The organism is Candidatus Kapaibacterium sp., assembly GCA_025059875.1.
Taxonomy (GTDB): Bacteria; Bacteroidota; Ignavibacteria; order Kapaibacteriales; family HRBIN21; genus HRBIN21.
In genome coordinates, this window is record JANXCT010000002.1 from 334,500 (window position 1) to 361,337 (window position 26,838).

Sequence of the window (26,838 nt, forward strand, 5' to 3'; positions counted from 1 at the left end):
CCAAGCGCGAAGTGTCGGGGTGCGAAAATAGATAAGGCCTACCGCTTACCGCCCTCCAGAGATACCAAGCCGGATGTCAACTCCCATCTGGAACGTGCTGTAGCCAGGCTGCGCTGCCCCTTCGTTGAAGACACCGTCATAGCGCATGAAGAGCGTTGCCGTCAGGCGCTGGCTGATCGTGTAGCGAGCTCGCGGCTCCACGGAAATCTGCGTGCTTCCATCCACTCGCAGACCTTGATCTCCGCCGGAGCGGAAGACGTCGTGGGAGGAGGTGAGGTTGCGGCGAATCGAGGCCAAGAGGCTGAACTCCACATCGTTCTTGAGCTCCGTTCCGATCAGAGGCAATACCAAGCCCCGCCGTGTGTGGTTGACTTGGAGCGAGAACTCGTGTGAGACCTGGCGCTGGAGCGATCGAGCTGCCGCACCTAACTGGTAGCCATAGCGCAGGTTGTAGCGCAGAATTGCCGTCGCCGGCCCGCCGAAGGCTTTCTCGTTGAAGTTGACGTTCACCCCCAAGAAGGGCTGGAAGTTCGCCTCTATGGACTGTGCGTCTATCGTTCGGCCTCGGTCCGTCAGACGAGTGTTCTCCCGATAGGTTGCCGCATACGAATGGTCCAGCGACACACGCTGCGCCCCAATGCTGCGGAATATGCCCCACTTCTCCAGTCCGTCCCAGCGGAGGATCCAATTGACCCGTGGCATGATGAGTGCCAGCGCTCCAGGATACCATCTGAAGCTCTCTAGCCCTTCCCGGAAGGACTCTGCCAGGGCTTGCTGGAGGCGAGTGTTCCGTTCTACCGTGTCCGCCACAGCGGCCACAATTGCCTGTCGGCGCTGCTCGTAGAGCTGTAGCACCCGCTCGTGGGAGTTGCGGAAGAGCGCTAGGACCAAGAACGGGGGCAGGAAGAGTGCCGTCCGGCTGTACGAATTCGTCACCACGACGGCCGTTGGGGTCGGTACGCCGTTGGCGTCGGTCTGGAGCGTCCAATTCCGGTTGTACGCGAATTCGCTCTTCCACGAGAGCGTCAGCGTTGCCCCTTCCCAGAGCGGACGCGAAGTCCGAATGTCGAGTACGCTGCGCTGTGCGAAGTTCTCTTGGAGTACGGCCTGAGGCGGACGGGGACCGAGCGTCGTTGCAAAGCCAAAGAATGGGAAGCGTTCGCTCCGGACAATCCGAATGCTGCCGTGCGGACTAGCCAGCAACCCCAACTGGTACCCCATCGACGGCCCATAGAGCGGGCGCTCCGGACGGAAGAGGAGCGTCCGCAGCCAGAAGTTCGTCAGTCCTGTGCCGCCGAGTACGCCCGGGTTGAGCGAAGAGTTGTCCTGCTGGAAGTTGATCTGCACGTTGTCGTAGTCTAGGAGGGCGCTGCGCAGGATGCGGAGCGCTCGTTGCACAACTGTCGGTGTATCGCCAGTGGGGACTTTACCGAACCACGACTCAGCCATCTGCTTGACTCGGAGGGCCGTATTCCAGCGGAAGGAGCTCTGCCATTGTGCCTGCTTGACAATATCGCGGATTGCAGGGTCAGGCTGCCGTGGATCGGTCCAGGAGTACGTTACAGTGTAGGACCCGCTCATATCGAGGAAGCGCTGCAGTCGTAGGAGCTCCGCCAGCCGCGGTCGGAAGTTGACCGTAACATTCTGCCGGAGGGAAGTCTCCTCGCCGAGATACAACGGCCTTCCGTTCCGGAAGAGCATCTGCCGGAAGATTTCCCGACCTGTACGCTGCCGCCCAGTGACGGGGTCCACTTCCAACGGGACGAGAGTGCTGTTGGTCGTCAACGAGTAGTCCACCGTTGGGTTGAGGAGACCTCCCTCGCTGAGACGCCAAGAAGACTGGAACTGCTGCTGCGCTGTAAACTCCCGCACAACGGGGCTTGGGAAGGGAACATCCCGGAGCTGTTCGGTCTGGCGCCCTCGCGTCATTGTCAGCCCAAACCCGATATTGGTTGGCCAAGGACTCAGACGCCAGCCTGCGAACTCGCTCACCAACGGAATCTTCGTGCCCCAGCCAAGGGGCTGTAGCGTCAGCAGCGGCTGCATCTGCAGAGCATACTGCACAGTCAAGTTCCAGCGCCAGCGGAAGCGCTCCGCCACCTGCGGGGAACGCTCGAACTCCTGGGCGTAGGAGTAGCCAACAGTGAAGCGATTGAAGATGTCCCGGATCCACCACAGCGAGCTAGGAATACCCAGACGGAGTCCAGTGATGGCCCAGCTATCCTGAACGCGCAGCGTCTGACTCCTCCGACGCAGCTCTTCGGCCGCTGCAGCAGCCGCTTGTGGCGTTGCTCCTTGCCGCAGGCGCTGCTGCCGAACAATCTCGGCCGCCTCCTCGACCGGGACATCGTTCTGCGGGAAGAGGGCCGGCTTCTCCAACTGCTCCGAGTGGGTGTACGTGAACGGAATCCGCAACTCTCGCCACTCCTTTGGGAACAGCTTCTCCAAGGCCAGTGTTACACTGCCGTTCCAGGAGCTGCGGAGGATACGGTCTCCGAAGCGCTCCTCCAGCCGATGGAAGCCCGGTTGCATCCGCAATGCGTTGAAGTTGAGCGTGCCCAGATCGGCAAGCTGGAGGTCAACGGCTGTTACCCCTGCCCAGTCCGGACGAGCGTCGGGTTCCGTGAGGCGCAGCTCATCGATCCAAACCGTCGTCGTGAGGAGGTTTGGAAAGCGCTCGGCCGGGTTTGCAATCCCAACCCCCATGAAGGCCACCTGCGTAAGACTCGGATTCCCGCGGATGCGGACTCGCCCAAGCTCATCTCCAGGGAGTCGTGCCTCCACAATCCCCACCTGGAAGAGCGAATCCCGCAACGACTTCAAAGCTGCCAACTGCCGGAGGTCTATCTGCACATCCTGCCACCCTTGGAGCAGCGGACGTCGGTACTCGTAGTAGTTCGAGGAGTCCACTCCGAAGCGCACGAACACTTCTCCTACTGGCACCTCCCCTTGCGCAATCCGGAAGGGCATGCCGCCATCGCCGTGGACGAAGAACTTCAGCTTGCGGTAGTAGAGCATGTCCAAGCGTTGCGGGAAGAGGCGAACCGCCATGCGCTCGTCGCCGTACCGCAGGTTACGCACCCGCAAGACCAACGACTGCTCATTGAGCCGGATATCCCTCGTCGGATCGGGATTGCTCAACTGCCGTGGAGGCACGACACCAGGCGGCATCGTGTAGTAGTCCGGCGGACCACTGTTCTCCTCCCGATTGACGAAAGCTACCTCCAGCACAGAATCAGCATCCGTTGCCGCAGCCTGGAATGGATGCCGGCGCTGCCACAGTGCCCCCACGAGCCGCCAATCCGCAATCCGTATCTTCAGCGCTCCGCCCTTTACCCAGAGCCGGACGTACTGGATGTTGGAGTAGAGCGGATTGCCTACCACCCGATCCGGACGCCGCAACGGGATGCGGTAGAGATACCACCCGTTACTTCCGCCACCGACAATCTGCGGGTTGGTCGCCGGGTTGGGGTCCAAGCGGATTTCGTAGCTGAAGTAGCTGTTCTCAAGCGTCAGTGTCTGCCCGTTGTTGGGGTTCAGGACCTCGGTATCGGGAAACTGCCCCAGCTCCGACCGGGAGTTGCCCTCGAAGTTGTTGTAGCGCTCAAAGTCAGCCTCCGTCAGCAAGCCAGGGTCCTTGGTGTAGTCGAAAACAAAGTTGTCGCGTGCTGGGTCCTCCTCCAGCGACAACGGCTCGGGCAGAGAAGAGCGCTCTGCCTGGTCAGAAAGTCCGTCAACACCAACGTCTTCGCCAGCGTCCAGAATACCATTTGGCAGTGGGGCGGCCGACGTAATGCCGTCTTCGGTGTCCAACTTCCCATTGGGAATAACGTCCTCGCTGATCTGCCCCAGGTCAATGAAGAGCCGAGCTCCCGGCTCGGCGTACTCGATCCGCATCATAAGCTCCAGGTACTCGAAGTTCTCTGCATCGAAGTTGAGCGGGTACGAAGACAGCAATCGCGTCATCCCTGCCCAGATGCGGCGCCGGTTCTCTGGGCGTTGAGCAAATGCATTAGCAGGATCAAACCGTGGGTTGCGGCTATCCAAGAACTCCGGATTTGGGTTGTAGATGCCTCGCTCATCGGGCCGGAAGACGATGTAGAGTGAGCGGAGGTTGCTCTGGCCTGGGATGACATCCCGATTCGGGTAGACCTCTCGGATTGGGGTCTCCGGGAGGAAGAACTGGTACCAGAAGAGCTTCCCGCGGAAGAGAGCAGCCGTCTTTGGATCGGGGGCAATGTCAGGGTCTACCGGTGGAGCAGAATGACGCCAGTATCCAGGCAGCATTCCCAGCGGAAAGCGGCGATCGGCACCTTCGAAGTCATCGATGTAGACCACAGGGGCATTATGGTCAGAAGCCACCTCTGAGCGACGGGTGTTGGGCGTTGGAAACATCTGCGCTACCTCAGCGCGAACATTGAGGCGGGACTTCTCCTTCGTGTCCACGAGCGGTAGGGCATTGAGGAGGTCCGTCACCCAGGGGGTCTCCCATTGGAGTGCTACATCGGTCCCGAGCATCCAGTTTGCCACTGGCTCATCCCCAAGCCGGACACGGTCAATGAGTGCCGCCTGGTGGTAGAACATCGTCGTAAAGCCCCAATTCACCGTTAGGTTCCGCCGCTTCGCTACCAGAAGGTCTCCGCGCAGTCCCAGAAGGGTCCGCGCCCCTAGGATTGCGAATTCTCGCGGCTCATACTCCACCTCAACGTTAGCGTTCGGCAGCAGTGCTCGGGGATTCCGCAGAATGACCTCCCCGGTGTAGTACTGCACGGTGTAGTCATCCCCTTCCTTGAGAGGGACACCGTCCAGGTAGACCCGAACGCTCCCTGGTTCCAAGTTGAAGACATTCAGCGAAATGCGGGCGCCTGCCGAACCGGTCACCTCACCGGCGATGATGAAGCGATCGCGTTCCGTCTGCAGTCGCGCTGCCTCAATCGTCGTGTCGTAGACAGCCCCATAGACATAGCGCTCCGCTAGCGAAGCCACTCCCCGAGCCGCGAAGTAGGCCCGTAACCCTTCGCGAAAAGGCTCCAGTGACGGGAAGATCAGCTCCCCTGTCTGCGGGTTGAAGAACGGCGACTGCGGTCCAGTATCGAACACCCCATCAGGAGTGGGATCTCCCGTCGCATTGTTGATGCGGTCCACGCCGAGAATTGTCACCAGCTTGTCTGGGACCCCTTCGATAACCTCGGTGGAGTCGTTGCTCTGGCGCACATACCAGATGCGGACGCTGATGTCCTGAACGTTCCGCGTGCCGATGGAGTAGATGTTGCGGAGCTGCCGCGCCCACAGGCTCCGAAAGCCGGGTTGGAGGTTGGGCCGGGTGATGAGCTTCAGCACGAGGGTGTCGCGCTCCCCAGCCGTGTTAGCAAACGTACCGTAGACGAGGTCATCGTTAGCCCCCTCTGTAGGCCCTTCAATCCGATACGCCACCGCATACGTCCGGTCCTGCCGTAGATTGAGGATTGTCAGGACCCCAAGGTGCGGGTTGAAGCGGTACTGCGATGTATCCAGGCGTACGAATCGCCCGCGCTCGACCTCGCCAGCCACAATCTGGGCGGTTTTGAGATTCTCAGGATACCGCTGCCCAACCCCAACGGGCGGGAGATCGGCGAAAGCGATGGCCTCCGCTGCCTGTGTGACGCGCAGATCCGTCGTGCTCTCCCACACTTCAATCTCCTTCACCCGCAGCGGCGCTGCTGAGGCAGGGACAACTGGGGTTGCATAGCGGAAGTACTCCTGGTAGAGGCTACGGTATGCCGTATCCAGCAGGAAATGGTTACGGGCATAGTCGTAGGCCCGGAGAGCAAACCGCTGGCGGAGTGCTCCGCCCTGGATGCGCGTCGTGCGGCGCTCGGCCCGCTTCTGCGACGCAACAGTCTTCAGGAACAGTGGACCAAACTGGAAATCCGCGCGAATCCCAAAAAGGGCCTGTGCCCCGCTGATGAGCGTCGATGGCGTTGGGAAGCTAACGTTCCCAACCTCTAGCTTGCGGACGACATCGTCGTCGTAGCCTTCGTAGCCGATGCGGAACTTGTTGTCAAACTCAAACATCCGCTGAGAACCCCAGTCTACCCCCAGGCGCACCTTATCGCCGATACGGCCAGAGACGTTGACATTGATGGACTGGGAGAAGATTGGGCTGGATTGTACCTGTCCCACAGCAGACGCGGTCCCTAAGCGCTGCCAGTCCCAGCGCCATCCCGCCCGCACATTGACTTCTCCTGCAGCGGAGATGCTGATCTCCGGCCGGCCGAATATCGTCAGCAATGGGCTGGGGGGCAGCGGGATGGTGATAGTGGCAATCTGTCCCAAGAGCTGGTTCCGCTCCTGCGGAGAGTAGGCGAGGCGGATATCGTACTGTTGCCACAACGAATCCCACAGCCGGTCACGCCAGAGCCGTTGGCGCCACTGCAAGTACTCCTCAAAGTCCCACCGTACTGGGGGCAGGAGTTCTATGCCATCGTACACCAACCGCCGCCGCCAGTTCCAAAGAGAAGTGTCTAGCTCGTAGCGCTCCTGCCAGAGTGGCCGTGCCCCTGGCCCGATTCCCTCTACTCCTGGGCGGTACTCCCACACTGACTGCCGTGGCAAGAAAGGATAAGAATCCTCCTGGGCCTGAAGCGACGTGCTTCCTACTATGACTGCAAGGAATCCCAGCGCGCCGAAGTAGAGGTGGCGCCCCAGCCAACCGTTGTCAGGCCGCATGAGTTCCCACCACTCCACGTCCTATCGCCGCACAACCAGCTCAATACCATACCCTACGCCGGTAGCTCTGGGGCAGCTTGCTCCCTCCACAGTGGCTGAGACCCTCTCACGAACGCTGCAAAAATACGCTGCCAGCGGCAGCATCGGCTATCCATCACCTCTGCCGCAAAGTAGGCTCTATAGGCTCGTCGTGCACCGGCGGATGGTCCTCTCCCTCCAAGTGCGAAACGATGTCGGCTCGGACAGGCAAGGCCTGGGCAATCCGCCGTTCCGCAGCAGTCGCCAAGGCATGGGCCTGCTCTATCGGGGTGCCGTTAGCAAACTGCAAGTGGAAGTCGATGTGCACCTGTGGGCCTGCTTGCCGAAGACGGAAGCGGTGGTAGCTTAGGCCATGCTCAGAACAGAATGCCTCCAGCGCCTGTAATGCTTGCTGCTCCAGCTCTGGGTTTGTTCGATCCATAAGGCCATGGATAGCCTGCCGTACCTGCAACACTCCTTCGCGAATGATGTTAGCCCCAATGAGGAGGGCTATGATCGGATCCAGCACCTGCAACCCCGTCACGTGAACCACCAATAGCCCCGCAACTGCGCCTCCACTGGTCCAGGCGTCGGTCAAGACATGCTTGCCGTTTGCCGTCAAAATTGGGGAATGCGAGTGCTTCCCCTCACGTACAAGCACCGTTCCCAGAATGCCGTTGACGAGGACCGTGAACAACGTCAGCCCCAAGCCGTACTCCAGACGCTCCAGCGAGACACCCGTAAGGAGCTTCTCCACCGCAGAGCCAACGATGAAGAGTGCCGCAAGGATGATCAGTCCCCCCTCCATACCAGCGGAGAAGTACGACACCTTGAAGTGTCCGTAGGGATGCTCCCGGTCTGGTGGCCGGAAACTGACCCTTAGGGTGTGCCACGCCAGAGCTACAGCAACTATGTGGACGATAGACTCCAGAGCGTCAGAGAAGATCGCTACGGAGCCCGTCAACACGTATGCGGTCCACTTCACAAGGAGCAGCAGGATACCGACCCCCAAGGAGGCGTTCATCAAGGCTCGGTGTCGGCGTGCAAGGGGAGAAACCGAGCCTGAGGCCTGCATCGTCCCTCGGGAGCGTTATTGCGTCGTCAGCGTGTTGAGCGTCGCCAGGAATTCGCGGTTGTTGCGCGTCCGCCGCATGTGTTCCAGCAGCAACTCCATCGCCTCCACAGGGGGAAGCTCGCTCAGGACTTTGCGGAGGACCCAGACTCTGTTAAGCTCCTCCGGGGTCAGCAGCAGCTCCTCCCGGCGGGTCCCCGAGCGATTGATGTCAATTGCTGGGAAGATACGCCGCTCCGCTAGCTTGCGGTCTAACACTAGCTCCATGTTCCCCGTCCCCTTGAACTCCTCGAAAATGACCTCGTCCATCCGGCTCCCCGTCTCGATCAGTGCTGTAGCAATCACGGTCAGCGAGCCTCCCTCCTCAACCTTGCGAGCAGCACCAAAGAAGCGCTTCGGACGATGCAGAGCATTCGCATCCACTCCCCCAGAGAGGATCTTGCCCGAATGGGGGATAACAGTGTTATTCGCCCGCGCTAGCCTGGTGATGGAGTCTAAGAGGATGACGACATCATGCTTACACTCCACCAGGCGCTTCGCCTTCTCCAGCACGATATCCGCCACCTGTACATGCCGCTCTGGAGGCTCGTCAAACGTGGAAGAGATGACCTCTGCACCCCGGACCGAACGCTGCATATCGGTGACCTCTTCCGGACGCTCGTCAATCAGGAGGATGATGAGTTTTACCTCGGGGTGATTGCGGCTGATGGCGTTAGCTATCTGCTGTAGCAGAATTGTCTTCCCGGACTTCGGCGGCGCTACAATCAATCCACGTTGTCCCTTCCCTATCGGACACAGCAAGTCTATGATGCGAGTTGAGTACTCGTTCGGAACTGTCTCAAGCCGAAAGCGTTCGGTCGGATACACTGGTGTAAGGTTCTCAAAGAGGGGTCGATCCTTAACGGCCTCGGGGGGAAGGTAGTTCACTGACTCTATCTTCAGTAGGGCGAAGTAGCGCTCCCCTTCCCTTGGTGGACGCACATATCCGCGAATTGTATCCCCAGTACGCAGCCCAAAACGCTTGATCTGAGACGGCGAAACGTAGACATCGTCAGGGGATGGCAAATAACTGGAGTCCGAAGAGCGCAGGAAGCCGTGGTTTCCTTCAGGGACGATCTCCAGAACGCCTTCAACTGGTGTACCCCCAACCTCCGCCTCTGGCGCTCGCGCTTGCTGCTCTCGCAGCATCTGCCCTTGTGCTTCCATGATTCGAAAGATGAGCTCCTGCTTTCGCATGTCAGCATAGTTCGGGATACCAAGCGCCCGGGCGATTTCAAAGAGCTCCGCGATCTTCCGGCTCTGCAGGGTCTCTACATCGAAGAGGGAGGGGATACCTGCAGCGGGTCCGTTCATGCGGTCCTGCTGTTCCATGGATTGCGTCCCAACTAAATCAACTTACGCGAGTACTGGCCTAGGCTTAGCCTACCTCACACGTACCCAGCCCACCTACGCCAAAACCTCGAGGGAGAATGAGTCCGAAAGGAGTAGAGCGCGCTGGCACTGCAGACTTCTCTGTCCACCGCCCTGCTCCAAGGCTGCTATCATAGACGTACCATTGCTGCCAACATTGCCTTTAGCTCCGCCAAGCCGAATATCTCTTGAGCAACCGTACCAACAACGCTCCGCAGACAGCAATACCGAGGATACTTCCCCAAAGTTCCGGCAGCTCTACATTTCCCTTTCGGTGCCACAAGAGCATTCCTTCTAGCAAGGTATAGCTGGTCAACACTGCCAACCACGTAGAGTACTCCTGGAACACAAGCTTCCTCCATTGGAATGCCTGTGCAGAGGGACGATACATCCTGGTGTGCAAAAGGACGGCTGGAGTTTGGGCAGCCCACTGCTGGAAGGACTCCCCAAATCGCCGTACCAGGAATGCCTCCTCTGCCAACATGATGCGCTCGTAGACCACCACAAACCACCCCATGCCTACCAGCCACAGCCACCAGATGCCAGGACGGAGTAGTATCCCCGACCAGAGAAGGGCATTGGCAACATACAGTGGATGGCGCACAACCGAATACGGCCCTGTTGTGTTGAGCTGCTCAGCGATCTGTTCCCGAGTGTTGCGGCCAGAAGTTCCCTCGGGAACCTGCCCGACTACCCATCCCCGCAAAACCAGCCCTGCAGCAATCCACGCCCAGCAGACCAACTGCCACCAGAGGGAATCCACAAAGTCCGGCACTGGCCCCTGAAAGACCGCTACAATAACCACTGGCAGCAGTAACAGGGGCATCCAGCCACGGTTGCGGAACAGCCACTCTCCCTGTCGCCGCAGAGTCTCCGCAAGCGGTGCCACCATACCCCAAGTACGCCCCCAGCTATGGCCGTAGAAACGCACAACGAGGCGGCCCTCGTGTATAAGCTACCGCAATGGGAAGTATCCAGGGCCAAATGGCTAATTTTGTGTGCTATTCATGTAACACGCTAGCCTCCTCGTCGGTGAGCGCTTCCGCACAACCACGCGTAGCCCCTCGCAGTTCTGCATGGAAAGAGCTGGCAGTATATGCCAACCTCGGCATGACTATCGCCGTAGCCTTTGGAGTCTGCGGGCTGCTAGGCTGGTGGATTGACCAGCACCTCCACAGCTCACCTATCGGACTACTGAGCGGGTTGACTGTTGGGTGTGCAGTCGCTCTCCGAGAGATATGGAAAGTGGTTCGCAAACTCAACGCCTCGTCGGAGGGACATCACCTATGAGCTCTGAAGCCCTAACTGGCGTCGTGTGGGGAGTAGGCTTATGCAGTGCTAACTTCCTGCTCTCCTACCTCACTGCCCGCTGGGCCTTTCGGAAATCACTGCAGCTCTTCCTCCGTTCGGTGCTCGGTGGGATGGTAGTTCGGCTCTTAGCGACTAGCGCTACAGCAGGCTACCTCTTAGCCGTTGAGAAGGTCTACCCGCTCGGGTTTGCCCTGTCGTTCTCTGTGGGGGTAGCCGTGCTACTGACCGCAGAAATCGTAGACTTCCACCGACGGTACGAGACCTTTCGTCTCCGCCCGCTCACAATACCGTAAGCCTAATGAGCGCTACGCCTACCGGAGACGGCAATGTCTTCACCCAGCTCTTAGGGAAGCTGGGTGATCACCACGGGTTCTACATCGGCCCCTACAAGGTACTCAGCCTCCCAATCATCCTGTGGGACGACGGCCAACTCCATGTTTACCGATCGCCCTCAGAGATGGAGGCGAGCGGCAAATACCGCATGGTTATGGGGCATCCCGTGCGGACGCTCGACGGAACAAAGCCAGCCTTAGACCTCTCCATCACGAACTTGGTCGTATACCAGTGGTTGGGGATGCTGCTCCTCGGGTGGCTCTTATGGCGCACCGTGAGTCGTTACCGCAAGGCACCGCTGCAGCCCCCACGCGGGCTGCAGAATGCCATAGAGGCTATCGTGCTCTTCATTCGGGACGAAGTCGTCCGACCGAACATCCCCTCTCACCATCTTTCCCAGCGCCTACTGCCGTATTTCCTAACGCTCTTCTTCTTCATCCTCGTTCTCAACCTACTAGGGCTATTGCCCGGCGGGCACACGGCCACGGGCTCCTTGGCAGTTACGGGAGCTCTCGCGCTGACGGCCTTCCTCGTCATCAACGGTGGGGCCATCGCCACAATTGGCCTCAAGCGCTGGCTTCGCCACCTCCTCGGCGGCGGTCCCCTGTGGCTGAGCCCAATCCTGGTGCCGATTGAGGTCATCGGGATGTTCGCTAAGGCCTTCGCCCTCTGCGTCCGATTGTTCGCGAATATGACAGCAGGGCATATCGCTTTGCTAGCCCTCGTGGGGCTCATCTTTTTCTTCGGCACCGTGCTCATTGCACCGGTGTCCATTGCTTTCTCGGTATTCGTGTACTTCCTGGAAACCCTGGTGGCCTTCCTACAGGCCTACATCTTCACAATTCTCACTGCGGTCTTCCTCGGCTTAGCGACCGAGGAGAGCCACTGACGTTGGCACTGTTCAGCCTCCCTCCCATGAGGGATGGTAGGGTGAGATGGTGTAACAACATAACGGAGTGACGTGCCATGGAGCTAGGACTAGCGTGGTTAGCTGCAGGCATTGGTGTTGGCATCAGTGTCTTGGGAGCAGGTACCGGCATTGGGCGTCTGGGTGCTGCGGCTCTGGAAGCTGCCAGCCGCCAACCAGAAACGGCTGCTGAGACGCGGACACTGATGCTGATTGCAGCTGCCCTCATCGAGGGAATTGCCCTCATCGCCTGCATCGTCTGCATCCTGTTGGCTGTCAAGACTGCATAGTGCCCCATCCCAAGAGAGAGTACCATGCCCAACTTCCTGGAGGTCTCTCCCGGCTTGATGTTCTGGACTCTCCTCAATTTCGGCATCTTCCTGGTGCTGCTAGCACGTTTTGCATGGAAGCCCATCTTGAATGCCGTAGAGCAGCGCGAGCGCACGATTGCAGAAGCGCTCAGTAGCGCTGAGACTGCGCGCCGAGAAGCTGAGCGACTCCTCCAAGAGGCTCACCAGCGCCTCCAGGAAGCACAGCAGGAGGTCCATCGCCTGCTCCGCGAGGGCAAACAACAGGCAGAAGCTCTCCTACGAGAAGCCAGCGAGCGTGCTGAACAACTGAAGCGGCAGAAGCTGGAGGAGACCCAGCTGGAAATCCAACGCCAGCTGGAGCGCGCCTATGCCCAGCTCTACGCCGATGTTGCCAACCTAGTGGTAGAGGGCACAGCTCGTCTGCTTCAACAGACGCTCGATCCGGAAGCCCACCGAAAGCTGGTAGAATCTTTCGTCAACGAGATTGCACGACAGAACTGAGCCAAGTGGGATGTCGCCCCTGCGGATTGCGCGTCGGTATGCTACAGCGCTCCTAAGGTTAGCGCAGGAGGGCTCCCTCCATGCTCAGGTCTACGAGGAGCTCTGCTGGTTGCGGGACCTCCTACGGCGTTCCTCGGAGCTGCGGGCCTTTCTACGGAACCCCGTCATCCGAGCGGAGCGGAAACGGGCCGTGGTAACGGAGCTCTTTGCTGGACGGCTGACACCCCTGCTGCTACAGTTCCTGTTGCTGCTCGTCGACAAGCGGCGCGAGGCACTGCTACCAGAAATCATCACCGCTTACGAGGAGCTCTACTTCCAGTACACCGACCGCCTAGCAGTCACGGTCCGCTCCGCTATTCCGCTAGAGACACCGCTCCAGAACCGGCTCGTCGAAGCCTTGCAGGAGCGCACCGGAAAAACGATTGTCCCAATCTTCGCTGTAGATCCTACCCTCATCGGAGGGGTGCAGCTCCAGATTGGGGACACCGTCATTGACGGCTCCCTCCGCCACGCCCTGGAGCGCCTCCGGCGAGACCTACACCAGAAAGCCCCCACACGCTGGCTCCGCTCAAACGGCGAGACAAGTCCCCTAACGGATCACAAGCCATGATCGAGCTCCGACCAGAAGAGATTTCGACGATCCTTCGGCGCCAGTTGGCTGGATTTGAGCGCGAGGTTGACATCTACGATGTGGGCACCGTCCTTCAGGTCGGCGACGGAGTAGCCCGTGTCTATGGCTTACGTCAGGCGATGATGTCTGAGCTCGTTGAGTTCCCTAACGGGGTTGTGGGCATGGTCCTCAATCTGGAAGAGGACCACGTCGGCGTCATCCTCTTTGGTGACGATCGCCTGGTAAAGGAGGGCGATGTGGTCCGCCGTACCGGCCGCGTGGCCTCTGTTCCCGTAGGCGAAGAACTGTTGGGCCGTGTCGTCAATCCGTTGGGGGTCCCCTTGGACGGCAAGGGCCCTATCAACGCCAAGCAGTATTTGCCGATGGAACGGAAGGCCATTGGTGTCATCTACCGACAGCCCGTCAAGGAACCGCTCCAGACCGGTATCAAAGCCATCGATGCCCTCATCCCAATTGGACGAGGACAGCGCGAGCTCATCATCGGAGACCGCCAGACTGGGAAGACGGCTATCGCTATCGACACCATCATCAACCAGAAGTACACCCACACCGAGGAAGCCCGTCGCCGCGGGATTAAGCCTGTCTACTGCATCTACGTCGCAATTGGACAGAAAGCTTCTACCGTCGCAAACGTCGTGGCAACATTACGAGAATACGGGGCTATGGACTATACGATTGTTGTAGCCGCGAATGCCTCTGACCCTGCCCCGCTACAGTATATAGCACCGTACTGCGGTGCTTCCATGGGCGAGTACTTCCGAGACACAGGGCGCCATGCGCTGATTGTCTACGACGATCTCTCCAAACAGGCTGCGGCCTATCGGCAGGTCTCCCTTCTGCTCCGCCGTCCGCCAGGACGGGAAGCATACCCAGGAGACATCTTCTACGTCCACAGCCGCCTGTTGGAGCGCGCAGCGAAGCTCAGCGATGAGCTTGGCGGAGGCTCTCTAACCGCCTTACCCATCATTGAAACCCAGGCCGGAGATGTGGCTGCCTACATTCCTACGAACGTCATCTCCATCACTGATGGGCAGATCTACCTGGAGACCGGCCTCTTCAACGCTGGCATCCGTCCCGCTATGAACGTCGGGATCTCTGTCTCCCGCGTTGGCGGCAACGCCCAAATCAAAGCAATGAAGCGCGTTGCCGGGCCGCTGAAGATAGAGCTCGCAATGTACCGCGAACTAGAGGCCTTCGCCAAGTTCGGCTCAGACTTAGACCCGACCACCCAACGCCAGCTCCGCCGTGGAGCCCGGCTGGTGGAAATCCTCAAGCAACCCCAGTACTCACCAATGCCCGTTGAGGAGCAGATTGCTATCCTATACGCTGCCACCAACGGCTGGCTAGATGAACTCCCGCTAGAGTTGGTTGCAGCCTTCGAACGGGAATTCCTGGAGTATCTCCGTACCTTCCACCAACGCTCTATCTTAGAAGCCATCCTAGACACGCAGGACCTCACACCCGAGATCTCCCAGCGGCTGGACGAAGCCCTACAGCACTTCTGCACGGAATTCCGGCAACGCCACGGGCTCTCGTAGTATAGCATGATTCTACTCACCGGCGGTGCCGGCTTCATCGGTAGTTGCTTCCTCTGGAAGCTGAACCAAGAGGGGATCTTCGATGTCATCGTCGTAGACCGACTCAGCGGCGAAAAATGGAGAAACTTAGTCGGCAAGCGCTTCCGTGAGTTTATCCACAGGGACGACCTCCTACCCCGCCTACTACGGAACGAGCTAGGCACACTAGAGGCCATTGTCCATCTGGGAGCCCGTACCAACACGACGGATTCCAACATCGCTGCTCTACTGGCCGATAACTACGAGTACAGCAAGGTCCTCGCGCGCTATGCGGTCGAACGAGGAATTCGCTTCATCTACGCCAGTAGTGCGGCAACCTACGGCGCAGGCGAGCAAGGGTTCCAGGAATCTCGGCTCTGGGCTCTCCGCCCACTCAGCCCGTACGGGTTTTCCAAGCACCTTTTTGACTGCTGGGCAGCAGCAGAAGGAATTCTAGAGCATGCCGTCGGAGTGAAGCTCTTCAACGTCTACGGCCCCAACGAGTACCACAAGGGGCCGATGGCGAGCATGGTTTGGCATGGTTTCCGCAAAATCCAGCAAACGGGCAAAATGCAGCTCTTCAAATCTACCGACTCGCAGTACGTCGACGGCGAACAGAAGCGAGACTTCACGTACGTCAAGGACGTCGTCGCAGTGCTGTGGAAGCTCTTGACACAGCCAAAGCTCGTGGGTCTCTACAACGTCGGTACTGGACAGGCTCGAAGCTGGAACGAGCTTGCCCATGCACTATTTGCTGCCTTAGGCAAACCTGTGCAGATCGAATACATTGAGATGCCCGCTGAGCTGCGTTCCCAGTATCAGAACTTCACCCAGGCCGATCTTAGCAAATTGCAGGCCAGCGGGGTCGTTCACTCCTTCCGGTCACTGGAGGAAGGAGTGACGGAATACGTGCAGGAGTACCTCCTCCCCGGGCAGTTATACTTGTAGGAGTGCAATCATGGCGACGTTGCGAGACATCCGGCGGCGAATCCAGGCTGTGCGAAACACAGCGAAGATTACTGCGGCTATGCGCATGGTCTCCGCAGCCAAGCTGCGACGGGCCCAAGAAGCCATTTGGGCAGCTCGGCCATATGCCCACAAGCTCACGGAAATCCTCTGGCACTTGTCTGGGACAACCCGCGATTTCCTCCATCCCTTCTTCGAAGCACGAAAGGAGATACGCTCTGTCCTGCTGGTGGTCGTCACAGCCGACCGCGGGCTATGTGGGAGTTTCAACAACAACGTCCTCCGGGCAGCGCTCCAGCGCTTGGAAGCTCTACGGCACGATTTCCCCAAAGCGACTGTGCAGATAGCCGCCATCGGGCGGCGCGGGATCTCGTTCTTCCGCAAGCGTGCCAGCGAACCTATCGCCTACGAGAAACCGGACGTCTTCTCACCCCTACGGTACGAGACGGCTCAAGAAATAGCCCAGTTCTGCATGGATGCCTACATGGCAGGACGCTACGACCGAGTGGAAGTTCTCTACAATGAGTTCCGTTCCGTCCTCCGGCAAGAAGTACGCCACGAGCTCCTTTTGCCGATTACCCCACCGGCGCAGATGGAACTCCCGCGCCGAGAGTACATCTACGAGCCCTCCCAAGCAGACATCCTGACAGCGCTCCTTCCGCTCTCTATCCAAACCCAGCTCTGGCGGATTCTGCTGGACTCCTCAGCGGCCGAGCATGCTGCCCGGATGATCGCCATGGAGAATGCAACTTCCAACGCCCACGAGCTAATCCGCCATCTTCAGCTCCAGTACAACAAAGAACGGCAAGCAGCGATTACGAAGGAGATGGTAGAGATCACCAGCGGAGCTGAAGCACTCCGCGGAACAGGATAGAGAGTTGCATGACGGACTCCCCCTCCATGGCACTGCCAGAAGACTTGGGTCCCTTCATCGATGTCCGTCCGCTCCTGGAGCCACGCTCGATTGCTGTCATTGGGGCCTCTCGTCAGCCTCACACCGTCGGATGGCTGATCTTGGATAACCTCCTGAGCTGCGGATATACAGGGGTCGTCTACCCCGTGAATCCCCGCGCCCATGCTGTGCGGGGTGTTCGGGCATATCCCAGCATAGAGGCTGTCCCCGAGAGGGTAGAGTTAGCCATTATCGCAGTACCTGCCCCTATAGTCCCTGAGGTCCTAGATGCATGCGGGCGGCAGGGAGTGCAAGCCGCTATCGTGCTGAGCGCCGGCTTCAAAGAAATTGGCCCAGAAGGAGCCCGACGCGAGGCTCTCATCCGCGACCTTAGCCAGCAGTACGGTATAGCCCTCCTCGGCCCGAACTGCCTAGGAGCCATGAACACAGATCCCACAGTCCGCCTCAATGCCACTTCTGGACAGGCAATGGCACAAGAAGGAAGGATTGGCTTCATCAGCCAGAGCGGAGCTCTATGTGCCGCTGTCTTAGACTACACTCGTGCCCAGAACATCGGACTGAGTAAGGTCATCAGCCTCGGCAATAAAGCTGGAGCAACGGAGGTAGACTTCTTAGCCTACCTTTGACAGGATCCGCAGACAAAGGTCATCCTGCTCTACATCGAAGAACTCTCCGATGGCCGCCGCTTCCTAGAGTTTAGCCCACCGGATTACGAGCGATACCGATAACCCCAAACCCATCTTGGCCCTGAAAAGCTGGACGGACTGTTGCCGGCGCCCGAGCTCTTGCTTCACACACAGGCTCCCTTGGTGGTAGCGACGAGGTCTATCAGGCCCTCTTCAAGCAGGCCGGGGTTCTGCGTGTGGAGACGGTAGAGGACCTATTCGAGTACGCTCTTGCTTTCGCCCACCAGCCCGTCCCAAAGGGTCCGCGGGTGGCTATCATCACGAATGCTGGTGGTGTGGGGATCTGGCAGCCGATACTTGCATTCAACATGGGCTGGAGGTCCCCTCCTTGTCCCAACCGGAACAGTTTCGAGAGCATTGCCAACTTCCACAACACGCTGGGGTAAGCAATCCGATAGACCTCATCGCTGATACTCGCTTGGAGCGATAGGCCTGTGTCCTCGACGTACTGCTCCATGACCCTGCGTTTGATACCCTTCTGGTGCTCTTCGTCCCGATTCCGACAGCAGACACGGAAGAGATTGCTGACGTCATCTTGCAGGTAGCCCACCAGCGCCATAAGCCACTCGTGACCTGCTTCATGGGTGTCATCGGCATTGGTCCGGCGAAGACAAAGCTCCGAGCAGCCGGTATCCCCTGCTACGACTTTCCTGAAGATGCTGCTCGCGCCTTAGCTGCAATGGTGCGATACCATCGTTGGCGTACACGTCCATCCACTGGACCGCACCTATGTTGTCCAGCATAATGTAGCACGCCAGCTCTTAGAGAATGCTCCTACTACTCCCCACGGATTCATCGCTGAAGACATTGCTTTCCGCGTGCTAGAAGCGTACGGGTTCCCTCTACTGCCGTGGGCAACGGCGCGTTCGCCGGAAGAAGCCGTTGCTGTTGCAGCCCAACTCGGCTTTCCTGTTGCACTCAAAGTACTCTCGCCAGACATCATCCACAAGTTCGACATCGGCGGAGTCCTACTGAACGTGTCCTCTCCAGAAGCCCGTCCATGCTGGATTCCAGCACATCCAGCAAGCTGTCATGCAAAATGCACCCCAAGCTCGGTTTGAGGGGGTTATTGTCCAGAAGATGGGTGCGCGAGGGCACGAACTCATCTTGGGCATCAAGCGCGATCCACAGTTTGGACCCATCATCATGGTCGGTCTAGGAGGGATTTACGTCGAGGTCTTCCGTGACGTTGCATTCCGGATTGCCCCACTTCGCGAGCGCAGCGCTTACCTGATGATTGAGGAGACCCGTGTCGCCTCACTACTCCAGGGCATCCGCGGCCAACCTCCAGCCGATATCGACGCCGTTGCCGACTGCCTCCTCCGCCTTTCCCAGCTATCGCTGGAACAGTCGCTGGTGGACGAGTTGGACATCAATCCTCTACTGTATCCGAAAGGCAATGGGGTTGCCGTCGTTGACGTCCGTATAGCCGTTCGGCGGCATCCTGAGTCCAAGTGAAGGTTCGCACAGTTTACATCTGCCAGAACTGCGGTGCAACCTCTGCCCGTTGGAGTGGACGCTGTCCCTTCTGTGGTGAGTGGGGGACCTTCGTTGAGGAACGGCGGGAGGTCCCCTCTGCATCCCAAGGGGACAGCGATTCCACCGAGCTCGTACAGCCTCTGCCACTCAGTCTCATTGTTTCCCAGAGCGTCGAGCGCCTGCCGACAGGAATCCGAGAGCTGGATCGCGTCATCGGTGGCGGCTTCGTACCAGGAACACTCGTTCTCTTGGCTGGAGACCCAGGGGTCGGCAAATCCACCCTACTACTCCAGGTCTGTGCCCACCTTGTAGAGCAACATCCCTTATACGTCTCCGGCGAAGAGTCCTTGGAGCAGCTCCGGCTCCGTGCTGAGCGCCTCATACCCTCCCCCTCCACTACGGAGGCACTCTCGGAGACGGAGCTAGAGCGAATTGAAGCAGCCCTTGCACGCAGTCCCGCGACGCTGGTTGTTCTTGACTCTGTGCAGACAGTATACAGCTCAGCGCTGGAATCCCCCCCGGGTTCCGTTACTCAAGTCCGAGAAGTTGCTTCTCGCCTACAGCGCTTGGCAAAACGAACCGGCAAGATCATCATACTCGTCGGGCACGTTACTAAAGAAGGACTGATTGCTGGCCCAAAGGTGCTAGAGCACGTCGTGGATGTAGTCCTGCAGCTGGAAGGGGAGGTCGGATACCCTTACCGTGTCCTAAGAGCACTCAAGAACCGGTTTGGCCCCACTCATGAATTGGGCTTCTTTGAGATGACCACCGAAGGACTTCGGGAGCTGCCGAACCCTTCTGAACTCTTTCTCAGTGACGGGACAGCAGGACAGTCAGGAGTCGCAATTGCTGCTGTGCTAGAGGGAACTCGTCCTCTGCTGGTCGAAGTACAAGCACTGGTGACGCCAACGCACTATGCAGTCCCTCAGCGGAATATCACGGGCTATGACTACCGTCGCTTGCAGATGATCGTGGCCATCTTAGAGCGCCGACTGGGAATTCCACTGCGGCAGTACGATCTCTTTGCGAATGTTGTCGGTGGGCTCCGTCTCAGCGACCCCGCTGGCGATGCTGCTCTAGCACTAGCTATTGTCAGCTCCTACCGTGATCAGCCCTTATCACCAGGTACTGCTATTTTTGGCGAACTAGGGCTGACTGGCGAATTGCGCCCAGTCCGCATGCCGGAGGTACGCATTCGCGAGGTTCAGCGGATTGGTTTCCGGCGGGTCATTCTGCCTGCGACGACTGCCAGAGCTCTGCAGGCAGCTACTACGGATATAGAACTCATTCCCGTAGACCGTCTCTCGGTAGCACTCGTCCGGCTCTTTACCTGATGTCCCACTCACGTCGGTAAACGAATGGCTCTCCGTGTCGGTGAGCTCAAAGCCCTTGGGCAACTGAGCGATGAAGAGCTCATGCGGCTCTTCCAGCAGGAGGGGTCCGAGGCTGCCTACACTGTTCTAGTGCGCCGCTACAAATCTGCAATTGTGAATTTCCTCTACCGCTACACTGGCAACTACGATGACGCCCTTGACTTAGCGCAGGAAACCTTCCTGCGGTTGTACAAGTATAAGAGCACGTACGTTCGCAACCAGCGCTTCGCAACATGGCTTTACACAATTGCCACGAACGTTGCCCGCACCTTCTACCAGCAGCAACAGCGGCATGGTACAGTTCCTCTATCTTCGCTCAACCAGCAAGATGACGAAGAGTTACAGGAATGGGAAATCCCTGACACCAACTATGTGCCTGACACTCGGGTTGACTCCTCATACATTGCTCAGCGAATCCAACAAGCTCTCATGCAGCTCCCGCCAGTGTTCCGAGAAGTCATCGTACTCCGAGACATCATGGAGCTATCGTATGAGGAAATCGCTGCAGCTACGCAGGCAGAGCTAGGGACAGTAAAATCGCGCATCAACCGTGCGCGTCAACGTCTACAGGCCCTGCTCCGTGACCTTTACGAGGAACTGTACGGTACACCTCCAACACAGCCATGACAGAACATACCCATCGCCAACCACCTCGACTCAAAGACTTGCTGCCAGAGGTCCCGGTACCACAGGGATTTGAGCTCGGGCTTTGGTTGCGCCGCGCCTTACAAGAGTTGCCCACAGCGCCAGTTCCGCAAACTTTCGAGCAAGACCTCTGGATTCGCATTCGCCGTGAACGACGGCAGGCGATACTCCGTAGAAGTCTTGGCGTCCTTGCAGTTGCTCTTGGGCTGCTAGGTGGTGGACTAGGTCTGTGGCATCTACTAACTCCGACACCACCCTCCCAAGCCCCTCTCCAGAGTGTCTCCACGATTGCCCCGCTGACCGTCCCAGAGGTGAAGGCTGTCTCATCCCGGGTGCTCTCAACGTCATCTCCGAAGCTGCGGCATTCTCCCACCCCCCTCCGGGGCGCAGAAACCCCGCTACCTCCTCCTGAGGACTGAACTTCCGTACCCCCAACTGCACGAGGAAAGGAACAGCCCCACAAAACGAAGGGGCACCCTTCCCCTGAGGGTGCCCCTTTCTGTTTCCTCCGTTCCATCATCCCTTGCTGCGGGCACCCCGGGCACCTTGCACCCAGGGACCCGCACACAAGGGAGACAGCTTCCCCGCGGTCTTTTAGCGTGCCGGTTGGGGTGGTTCCATAACAGCCCCGCACTGTTTGCAAGTGCGGAGCTCAACGGAGCTGTAGAAGCGCTCAAAGACCCGTGGAAGCTGCTCTACGATGTCGCTCACGTGAAGGAATTCCTCGTACAACTTGTTTCCGCACTGCTCGCAGAACCACATGAAGCCATCCAGCTCGTCCGGACGGCGCTTGCGCTCAATGACTAACCCAACCGTGTTGGCCGGACGCTGGGGGGAATGCGGTACACGAGGGGGCAGAAGGAAGATTTCTCCTTGGCGGATTAGAATCTCTTTCGGCTTCCCATCTTCAATGACCTTGAGCACGATATCGCCCTCAATCTGGTAGAAGAACTCTTCACCCTCGTCGTAGTGGTAGTCCTTGCGAGAGTTAGGGCCACCAACAACCATGATGATGAAGTCTGAGTTGTCCTTGTAGACGACCGCATTCCCCACAGGGGGCTTCAGTAGGTGCCGGTGCTCCTCTATCCACTGTTGAAAGTTGATTGGCGGCAGTAGTGGCATGGTTGTTTCTCTGGTCGATGCAACCACCTCTGGCTTGGTATGTCTGGAGGTCGCAATTTAAGGAAAAAGGTCCGAAGGACAGTTTGCACAATTCGTTGCATTCCAACAGCTTAGCAACGGCCTTCCGCGCCTACGGTGGAGCGCCCCCTCCCTCCCCAGAGGGTGCTGGAAAAGACGGCACAACGATAGGTGGCACTCCTCCAGAATCCAAGACTGGCTCAGCCGGTGGGGGGGAGGATTGGAGAGACTGCTGCTCCTGTTGCTGCGGTTGGCTAGTCTCCGAAGGTGGAGCTCCACGGCGCACACGAGCGTATGTGACACTGGTTCGAACATCAGCAGCGTAGTCCGTCTCGGGATAGCGCTCCACAAGGAGCTGGTAGTACATCAAGGCGCTGTCGGTATTCCGGAAGGGACCATGCTCATAGCTCCAGCCCAACGCATACAGGGCCTGGGGGGCTGAAGGGGATGTGGAGAAGTTGCTAACAACCCGTCGCCATTGCTCTCGGGCGAAGGCGTGCTCGCCAATCCGCCACAGACGCAGGCCCGACTCGTAGAGCTCTGCCGCAGTATCTACAACCGCCTCCGGCGTATAGCCCAGTAGGAGCTGCGCTTCCCGGCCATAGGGTGTCTTTGGACAGCATGCAACGAGCTCCTCCAGCAGAGAATCCGCCACCGATGATGGACCTGTAGCAGAAAGCAGCGACGCTAGTGCGAAGAGTGCTCGAGGACGCTGCAAGCCTGTATCCGGGGCTACCTGCAGAGCCCGATCGTAGTAGTACCGTGCCGAGTCCTGGTTCCCTAACCGGCTGTGGACCCGGCCTAAGTCGTAGAAAGCATCGCTGAGCTTGGCTCGGAGGCTATCCGAGAGGGGAGTCGAGGGAGAAGCTCCCCGAGCAACCGCTGTAGTTGCCATAGCCCGTTCCCAGCGAACTAGGAGTTCGCTGTAGTCCCTAGCTTTGGCAAAGACTGGGGAGCGTGTCACGCTGGCACGAGCGAAGAGTCGCTGAGCTTGTCGGTAGTCCCCTTGCTGCAGGAGCTGTAGGGCATGTTCATACTGCACCGCTAACAGCGCCGGATTGCCAGGGAAGGCGGAGTCTGCACGCCGTTCAAGCATCCGCAGGGTATCCTCCGAGGCTTTCATAAGGCGTCGAAGGGCCAGCTCCTGAGCTATGGTGTAGCTGCTCCACTGCTCATACCGACGACGCTGCTTAAGTTTGCTTAGGAGTTGGTCAGCTTCTCGGAAGCGCCCACTCCGCGCTAATGCCGCTGCCCGGTAGAGTTGTGCTTCGTACTCTATCACTACCGACGGGCTATGTCGGAGGACCTCAGCGAAGGCAGCCTCCGCTTCCGCAAAGCGACCCAGGCGGTAGTAGATCGCTCCAATTTCAAACTGCCAGCGAGCCCTTAATTCCCCGTCCGGTGCCAACAACATCGCCTGACGATAGGGACGGAGGGCTGCCTCTACATCACCCTGGCTCAGCGCTAGTTCCGCAAGCAACCGGAAAGCCTCGCTGAGCACGTCGTACCGCCGACGGTACCAGGCAATATCAATCGCGCGCGACAAAGCCTGCTGCCCAAGCGAGACCTTGCGCTGCATCAGATACGCCTTCGCCAATAGTAGCTGGGCGTCTGGTGCCAAATCCCCCTTTGGCGACAGTTGCAGCAGCTCCTGGCACTTAATCTGCGCAGGGAGCCACTCGCTGCGATAGAAGAAGGCCTGCGCCATTAGGAAGAGGGCATCGTCCACGAAGTCCGACCGACTGCGGAAGGCCAAAATTTTGGATCCCTTCTGGAGGATGGAGTCCAACTGCCGTGTGACCGGTTGGAGCTTCGGCGGGTCAATGACAAACTCCTGGAGGAATGGCGGGACTTCGCCTGTCTGCGCTGTTGGAACAACTGCAGGGTCGGGCACGATGACACGCGGGCGCTGCACTCGACGCGTCTCATCGTAGTAGCCAAACTCCTCCTCTACTTCGCTCATAAGGCGGCGCATGTTGTAGTAGGTGTTGAAGTAGGCCTCCGCATTCCACCAGAGTTGGCAGCCGGAGGTCCAGAGGAGCAATACCCCTACGGCAACTTTCGCTATTCGGAACCCCATGGGGACCACAAGGCAAAGGGGACAGCTTCACTCAGCTGTGGCTCCAGCAGAGGCTTACGCAGCCATGTCTCCAGGAGGCGGAACTGAGGACTGCCTTCAGTGGCAACCACCTCTAGCTGCGGACGGCAGCGAGGTTCTGAGCTCAACTGCGTTGTATAGAGTCGTCCGTCGCTAGCAGCTAGAATCTCAACAGGACCTTCCGCCATTCCGAGGAACGCTTCCAGTTGTCCGGGAGTCCGCAGCCGGATACCATTCACAGCTATCAACTCATCGCCAACGGCAATACCAGCAGCGGCAGCAGGCGAGAACTCCTCTACCGCCTCCACTACGACCGAGCCGTCCTCTTGGCGAAGTGTTAGCCCTGTGAAGCGAGCTGTCGGGATGCGGCCGAAGACACTTCTCTCCCCAACCAGCCGGTCCTGCTCACTACCCCTAGTCCACGATAACCGCAACCCAATGGCCGGAAGCACCTCCTCATAAGGCAACTCGCCACGCCCTATGAGCCATTCCATTAAGGGCTCCTTGAGACCGACACCCGTACCGGCCTCTAATGCTGCTACGATCTCCTCTTCGGTCCACCCACGTTCAGGCTGCTGACGGGTCCAGCGCCATAGCTCTTGTAGGCCATCCTGGAGGCGCTTCTGTCCTTGGGTCTGTGCTATAATCCAGGCATCTAGCAACCAGGCGATCTGGGCCCCCTTGAGGTAGTACGATGGGAACCGATTTGGCCCATCAGGGCTCCTGGCGTATAGCTTGACCCAAGCCAGAATGCTGCTATCCCGAACGGAGAGGTAGTAGCGCCCGGGGACGTGGGATAGCTGCTCCACTTCCCAACCCAGGTGTGCCAGAAGCTCACGCCGCGTGAGGAAGCCACACCAGTAGGCCAGCATAACTTCGTAGTACGATGTCACTCCTTCCACTAGCCACAGCAGCGGCGTATAGAGCTCGCGCTCGTAGTCAAAGGGTCCTAGACCTACTGGGCGAATACGCTTCCCGTTCCATGTGTGGAAGAACTCGTGGCACAGCAGCCGTAAGAACCGGTGGACCCCAGCAATCTCCCGCAATGCTGCGGGATCTACTGCTAAGACATGTGCCCGAGCATGTTCTAGCCCTCCAGAGCCATTGGGAACGAAGTGGAAGAAGAAGACGTAGCGGTCATACGGGAGCTCTCCTCCCCAGAATGCAGCGGTAACACGGACGACCTGCTCTGCGGCCCGGAGGAGCCACTCTTCGTCAACCGGCTCATCGCTGACGATGGCTACCTCATGGAGCCGGTCCCCTACAGTGAAGGCAGCTACGCGATGGCTACCCACCTGGAGAGGGGAGTCCGCCAGGACATCGTACGTTACAGCACCGAAGCGCGGAGGGAATCCGATGTCTACCGGCGCCAGAGGAGTCGTTACCCGAGGCCATCGCGCAGGGTCGTGTTCCACGACAACGTGGCAAGGCTCCTGCAGCCGCCCTTCGACGTAGGGGCAGCAGGTAGAGGGCATAATGAAGGCTGACCATCGATTCACGTGGGTTGTCCGAACGGAGCGCTCGTTGGCGAAGTAGACGGCCTTCAGGTAGAGCTTTTGCGCACCTGGGCAGAACACACGGAAACGGTTCTTTGCCCGCCACTCCACCTCCAGCATACGCCCACGTTCATCCAGCGCATTCTCCACCGTGAAATGGGTGCTGAACTCGCGCACCTTGTAACTGCCCGGTGTCCAGGTAGGAAGGACGAACTCCAGTGCATCCTCCCCGCGGGTCTCAGCCTCTATCCGCAAGCCCAGGAGGTGACGCTCGGCCCGCTCGAAGGAGAAGGTGTAGCAAATCGAAGCTGGCAACCCGAAGGCCTCCGTATCACGCTGGTCAATTCGGTACATCGGCGAGCTTCAGCGACTCGGACCAGAGACCGATCTGGTATCGCTGGCGCTGTATCTCGAAGAGCAGGACGGCAGCAGCGGCAGCAGCATTGAGGGATTCCACCCGTCCACGGAGCGGAATCCGCACGATGAGATCACATAACGCCCGAATGCTCGGACGCATACCACGATGCTCACTACCAACGACCAGCACAACAGGCCGGTCGTACAAAGGCTCCCAGTAGAGCCGCTCCCCTTCTACGGCAGAGCCCACAATCCACCACCCTAACCGCTGTAAGCGCCGAAGCACATCCCCTAAGTTCACCACGTGGGCCACCGGCAGATGCATGAATGCCCCTGCAGCCGCCTTTACCGCAGCAGGGGTCAGCGGAGCCGCACGGTGGCGCGGTACGATCAAGCCCTGAGCTCCCGCAGCCTCGGCACAGCGCGCGATTGCCCCAAGGTTCTGCGGGTCCTCCACGCCGTCTACGGCTACCAGCAGGCCTTCAGCCGTTGGAGCCGCACGTTCGAGAAGCTCCTCGGCACTCAGCACCGGTAGCGGATAGACCAACGCAATGACTCCTTGACTCTCCTTCAGCGTCGTACCCGCAGCTTGCGCCAACTCTGTAAAGCGCTGGCGCGATAGCTCGGACACGGGAACACCGGAACGTCGTGCTCTCTCCTGGATGTCCGCGGCACTGCCGTAGAGCACGTAAAGCTTCTGCACTCTGGCAGCCTGTCGTAGCGCCTCCACAATAGAGCGACGTCCGTAGATGTAGAAGGCCTCTGACATCAAGCCATTTGGAGGCTACTGCTCTTCTACCTCTGCAGCCGCTGCCCGGCGCCTCTCACGCAGTTTGCGTCGTTCCTTGAGGCGGAAGTAGCGCTGCCGAGCTCGTTCTCGATGCTCGGCCACCAGTCGCTCCACCTCCTCAGGTGGTTTCCCACTCT

24 protein-coding genes are annotated in these 26,838 nt (G+C 58.9%); 16 read left to right on the forward strand and 8 right to left on the reverse strand.

Annotation, left to right across the window (positions count from 1 at the left end):
- Positions 1 to 45: 45 nt before the first annotated feature.
- The 4 genes from sprA to NZ960_04090 all read right to left on the reverse strand — a co-directional run bounded on the left by sprA (position 46) and on the right by NZ960_04090 (position 10,100).
- Positions 46 to 6,726 carry a cell surface protein SprA gene (sprA, locus tag NZ960_04075; protein ID MCS7176789.1) on the reverse strand — a complete coding sequence of 2,227 codons (6,681 nt, stop codon included), beginning with the start codon at positions 6,724 to 6,726 and terminating at the stop codon, positions 46 to 48.
- 136 nt (positions 6,727 to 6,862) lie between these two features.
- On the reverse strand, positions 6,863 to 7,750 hold the full coding sequence (locus NZ960_04080) for a cation diffusion facilitator family transporter (protein ID MCS7176790.1): 888 nt from the start codon (positions 7,748 to 7,750) through the stop codon (positions 6,863 to 6,865).
- 66 nt (positions 7,751 to 7,816) lie between these two features.
- Positions 7,817 to 9,169: a transcription termination factor Rho gene (rho, locus tag NZ960_04085; GenBank protein MCS7176791.1), complete on the reverse strand. Its 1,353-nt coding sequence runs from the start codon at positions 9,167 to 9,169 to the stop codon at positions 7,817 to 7,819.
- Between the two features lie 202 nt (positions 9,170 to 9,371).
- Positions 9,372 to 10,100 (reverse strand): isoprenylcysteine carboxylmethyltransferase family protein, encoded by a 729-nt coding sequence (locus tag NZ960_04090; GenBank protein ID MCS7176792.1) that lies wholly within the window; start codon positions 10,098 to 10,100, stop codon positions 9,372 to 9,374.
- A 394-nt stretch (positions 10,101 to 10,494) separates the two neighbouring features.
- Between NZ960_04090 and NZ960_04095 the strand changes: the two genes are divergently transcribed.
- From NZ960_04095 to NZ960_04170, 16 genes are all read left to right on the forward strand, one after another.
- On the forward strand, positions 10,495 to 10,812 hold the full coding sequence (locus tag NZ960_04095) for a hypothetical protein (GenBank protein MCS7176793.1): 318 nt from the start codon (positions 10,495 to 10,497) through the stop codon (positions 10,810 to 10,812).
- Positions 10,813 to 10,817: 5 nt separating this feature from the next.
- Positions 10,818 to 11,741 carry a F0F1 ATP synthase subunit A gene (gene atpB, locus NZ960_04100; protein ID MCS7176794.1) on the forward strand — a complete coding sequence of 308 codons (924 nt, stop codon included), beginning with the start codon at positions 10,818 to 10,820 and terminating at the stop codon, positions 11,739 to 11,741.
- Positions 11,742 to 11,818: 77 nt separating this feature from the next.
- A complete protein-coding gene (gene atpE, locus NZ960_04105; GenBank protein ID MCS7176795.1) occupies positions 11,819 to 12,049 on the forward strand; it encodes an ATP synthase F0 subunit C in 231 nt (76 codons plus the stop codon).
- A gap of 24 nt (positions 12,050 to 12,073) precedes the next feature.
- Positions 12,074 to 12,571, forward strand: coding sequence for a F0F1 ATP synthase subunit B (atpF, locus tag NZ960_04110; GenBank protein ID MCS7176796.1), 498 nt, complete (start codon positions 12,074 to 12,076; stop codon positions 12,569 to 12,571).
- Between the two features lie 10 nt (positions 12,572 to 12,581).
- Positions 12,582 to 13,181 (forward strand): ATP synthase F1 subunit delta, encoded by a 600-nt coding sequence (gene atpH, locus NZ960_04115; GenBank protein MCS7176797.1) that lies wholly within the window; start codon positions 12,582 to 12,584, stop codon positions 13,179 to 13,181.
- Positions 13,178 to 14,740, forward strand: a complete 1,563-nt coding sequence (atpA, locus tag NZ960_04120; protein MCS7176798.1) for a F0F1 ATP synthase subunit alpha — start codon at positions 13,178 to 13,180, stop codon at positions 14,738 to 14,740. The genes atpH and atpA overlap by 4 nt, the downstream gene beginning before the upstream one ends.
- Before the next feature lie 6 nt (positions 14,741 to 14,746).
- A complete protein-coding gene (gene rfaD, locus NZ960_04125; protein ID MCS7176799.1) occupies positions 14,747 to 15,706 on the forward strand; it encodes an ADP-glyceromanno-heptose 6-epimerase in 960 nt (319 codons plus the stop codon).
- 10 nt (positions 15,707 to 15,716) lie between these two features.
- Positions 15,717 to 16,598: an ATP synthase F1 subunit gamma gene (gene atpG / locus NZ960_04130; GenBank protein ID MCS7176800.1), complete on the forward strand. Its 882-nt coding sequence runs from the start codon at positions 15,717 to 15,719 to the stop codon at positions 16,596 to 16,598.
- Between the two features lie 26 nt (positions 16,599 to 16,624).
- Positions 16,625 to 17,263 (forward strand): CoA-binding protein, encoded by a 639-nt coding sequence (locus tag NZ960_04135; GenBank protein ID MCS7176801.1) that lies wholly within the window; start codon positions 16,625 to 16,627, stop codon positions 17,261 to 17,263.
- Between the two features lie 236 nt (positions 17,264 to 17,499).
- On the forward strand, positions 17,500 to 17,709 hold the full coding sequence (locus tag NZ960_04140; protein MCS7176802.1) for a hypothetical protein: 210 nt from the start codon (positions 17,500 to 17,502) through the stop codon (positions 17,707 to 17,709).
- Between the two features lie 95 nt (positions 17,710 to 17,804).
- The gene (locus NZ960_04145; GenBank protein ID MCS7176803.1) at positions 17,805 to 18,068 is read left to right on the forward strand and encodes a hypothetical protein; all 264 of its coding nucleotides are present in this window, start codon (positions 17,805 to 17,807) and stop codon (positions 18,066 to 18,068) included.
- 73 nt (positions 18,069 to 18,141) lie between these two features.
- Positions 18,142 to 18,384, forward strand: a complete 243-nt coding sequence (locus NZ960_04150) for an acetate--CoA ligase family protein (protein ID MCS7176804.1) — start codon at positions 18,142 to 18,144, stop codon at positions 18,382 to 18,384.
- Entirely contained in the window at positions 18,356 to 18,781 is a 426-nt protein-coding gene (locus NZ960_04155) for an acetate--CoA ligase family protein (GenBank protein ID MCS7176805.1), read from the forward strand. Before NZ960_04150 ends, NZ960_04155 begins: the two co-directional genes overlap by 29 nt.
- On the forward strand, positions 18,778 to 20,136 hold the full coding sequence (radA, locus tag NZ960_04160) for a DNA repair protein RadA (protein ID MCS7176806.1): 1,359 nt from the start codon (positions 18,778 to 18,780) through the stop codon (positions 20,134 to 20,136). Before NZ960_04155 ends, radA begins: the two co-directional genes overlap by 4 nt.
- 24 nt (positions 20,137 to 20,160) lie before the next feature.
- Complete coding sequence (locus NZ960_04165; protein ID MCS7176807.1) at positions 20,161 to 20,802, forward strand: sigma-70 family RNA polymerase sigma factor; 642 nt, start codon at positions 20,161 to 20,163, stop codon at positions 20,800 to 20,802.
- Positions 20,799 to 21,239, forward strand: coding sequence for a hypothetical protein (locus tag NZ960_04170; protein ID MCS7176808.1), 441 nt, complete (start codon positions 20,799 to 20,801; stop codon positions 21,237 to 21,239). Before NZ960_04165 ends, NZ960_04170 begins: the two co-directional genes overlap by 4 nt.
- A gap of 175 nt (positions 21,240 to 21,414) precedes the next feature.
- Here the strand turns inward: NZ960_04170 and NZ960_04175 are convergent, their stop codons facing one another.
- The 4 genes from NZ960_04175 to rlmB form a co-directional block, all read right to left on the reverse strand.
- Positions 21,415 to 21,942: a 3-hydroxyanthranilate 3,4-dioxygenase gene (locus tag NZ960_04175; GenBank protein ID MCS7176809.1), complete on the reverse strand. Its 528-nt coding sequence runs from the start codon at positions 21,940 to 21,942 to the stop codon at positions 21,415 to 21,417.
- A 130-nt stretch (positions 21,943 to 22,072) separates the two neighbouring features.
- Complete coding sequence (locus tag NZ960_04180) at positions 22,073 to 24,040, reverse strand: tetratricopeptide repeat protein (GenBank protein MCS7176810.1); 1,968 nt, start codon at positions 24,038 to 24,040, stop codon at positions 22,073 to 22,075.
- Positions 24,025 to 25,908: a PDZ domain-containing protein gene (locus NZ960_04185; GenBank protein MCS7176811.1), complete on the reverse strand. Its 1,884-nt coding sequence runs from the start codon at positions 25,906 to 25,908 to the stop codon at positions 24,025 to 24,027. Before NZ960_04185 ends, NZ960_04180 begins: the two co-directional genes overlap by 16 nt.
- Positions 25,895 to 26,680: a 23S rRNA (guanosine(2251)-2'-O)-methyltransferase RlmB gene (rlmB, locus tag NZ960_04190; protein ID MCS7176812.1), complete on the reverse strand. Its 786-nt coding sequence runs from the start codon at positions 26,678 to 26,680 to the stop codon at positions 25,895 to 25,897. Before rlmB ends, NZ960_04185 begins: the two co-directional genes overlap by 14 nt.
- Positions 26,681 to 26,838: the final 158 nt, after the last annotated feature.

Coding starts and splice junctions, on each gene's coding strand:
- NZ960_04175 (MCS7176809.1), bottom strand. CDS start 21,942: ATGCCACTACTGCCGCCAATCAACTTTCAACAGTGGATAGAGGAGCAC.
- rho (MCS7176791.1), bottom strand. CDS start 9,169: ATGGAACAGCAGGACCGCATGAACGGACCCGCTGCAGGTATCCCCTCC.
- NZ960_04080 (MCS7176790.1), bottom strand. CDS start 7,750: ATGAACGCCTCCTTGGGGGTCGGTATCCTGCTGCTCCTTGTGAAGTGG.
- NZ960_04090 (MCS7176792.1), bottom strand. CDS start 10,100: ATGGTGGCACCGCTTGCGGAGACTCTGCGGCGACAGGGAGAGTGGCTG.
- NZ960_04180 (MCS7176810.1), bottom strand. CDS start 24,040: ATGGGGTTCCGAATAGCGAAAGTTGCCGTAGGGGTATTGCTCCTCTGG.
- NZ960_04185 (MCS7176811.1), bottom strand. CDS start 25,908: ATGTACCGAATTGACCAGCGTGATACGGAGGCCTTCGGGTTGCCAGCT.
- atpA (MCS7176798.1), top strand. CDS start 13,178: ATGATCGAGCTCCGACCAGAAGAGATTTCGACGATCCTTCGGCGCCAG.
- atpG (MCS7176800.1), top strand. CDS start 15,717: ATGGCGACGTTGCGAGACATCCGGCGGCGAATCCAGGCTGTGCGAAAC.
- rfaD (MCS7176799.1), top strand. CDS start 14,747: ATGATTCTACTCACCGGCGGTGCCGGCTTCATCGGTAGTTGCTTCCTC.
- NZ960_04155 (MCS7176805.1), top strand. CDS start 18,356: ATGCAAAATGCACCCCAAGCTCGGTTTGAGGGGGTTATTGTCCAGAAG.
- atpB (MCS7176794.1), top strand. CDS start 10,818: ATGAGCGCTACGCCTACCGGAGACGGCAATGTCTTCACCCAGCTCTTA.
- atpH (MCS7176797.1), top strand. CDS start 12,582: ATGTCGCCCCTGCGGATTGCGCGTCGGTATGCTACAGCGCTCCTAAGG.
- NZ960_04095 (MCS7176793.1), top strand. CDS start 10,495: ATGAGCTCTGAAGCCCTAACTGGCGTCGTGTGGGGAGTAGGCTTATGC.
- rlmB (MCS7176812.1), bottom strand. CDS start 26,680: ATGTCAGAGGCCTTCTACATCTACGGACGTCGCTCTATTGTGGAGGCG.
- NZ960_04170 (MCS7176808.1), top strand. CDS start 20,799: ATGACAGAACATACCCATCGCCAACCACCTCGACTCAAAGACTTGCTG.
- atpE (MCS7176795.1), top strand. CDS start 11,819: ATGGAGCTAGGACTAGCGTGGTTAGCTGCAGGCATTGGTGTTGGCATC.
- NZ960_04135 (MCS7176801.1), top strand. CDS start 16,625: ATGGCACTGCCAGAAGACTTGGGTCCCTTCATCGATGTCCGTCCGCTC.
- NZ960_04165 (MCS7176807.1), top strand. CDS start 20,161: ATGGCTCTCCGTGTCGGTGAGCTCAAAGCCCTTGGGCAACTGAGCGAT.
- atpF (MCS7176796.1), top strand. CDS start 12,074: ATGCCCAACTTCCTGGAGGTCTCTCCCGGCTTGATGTTCTGGACTCTC.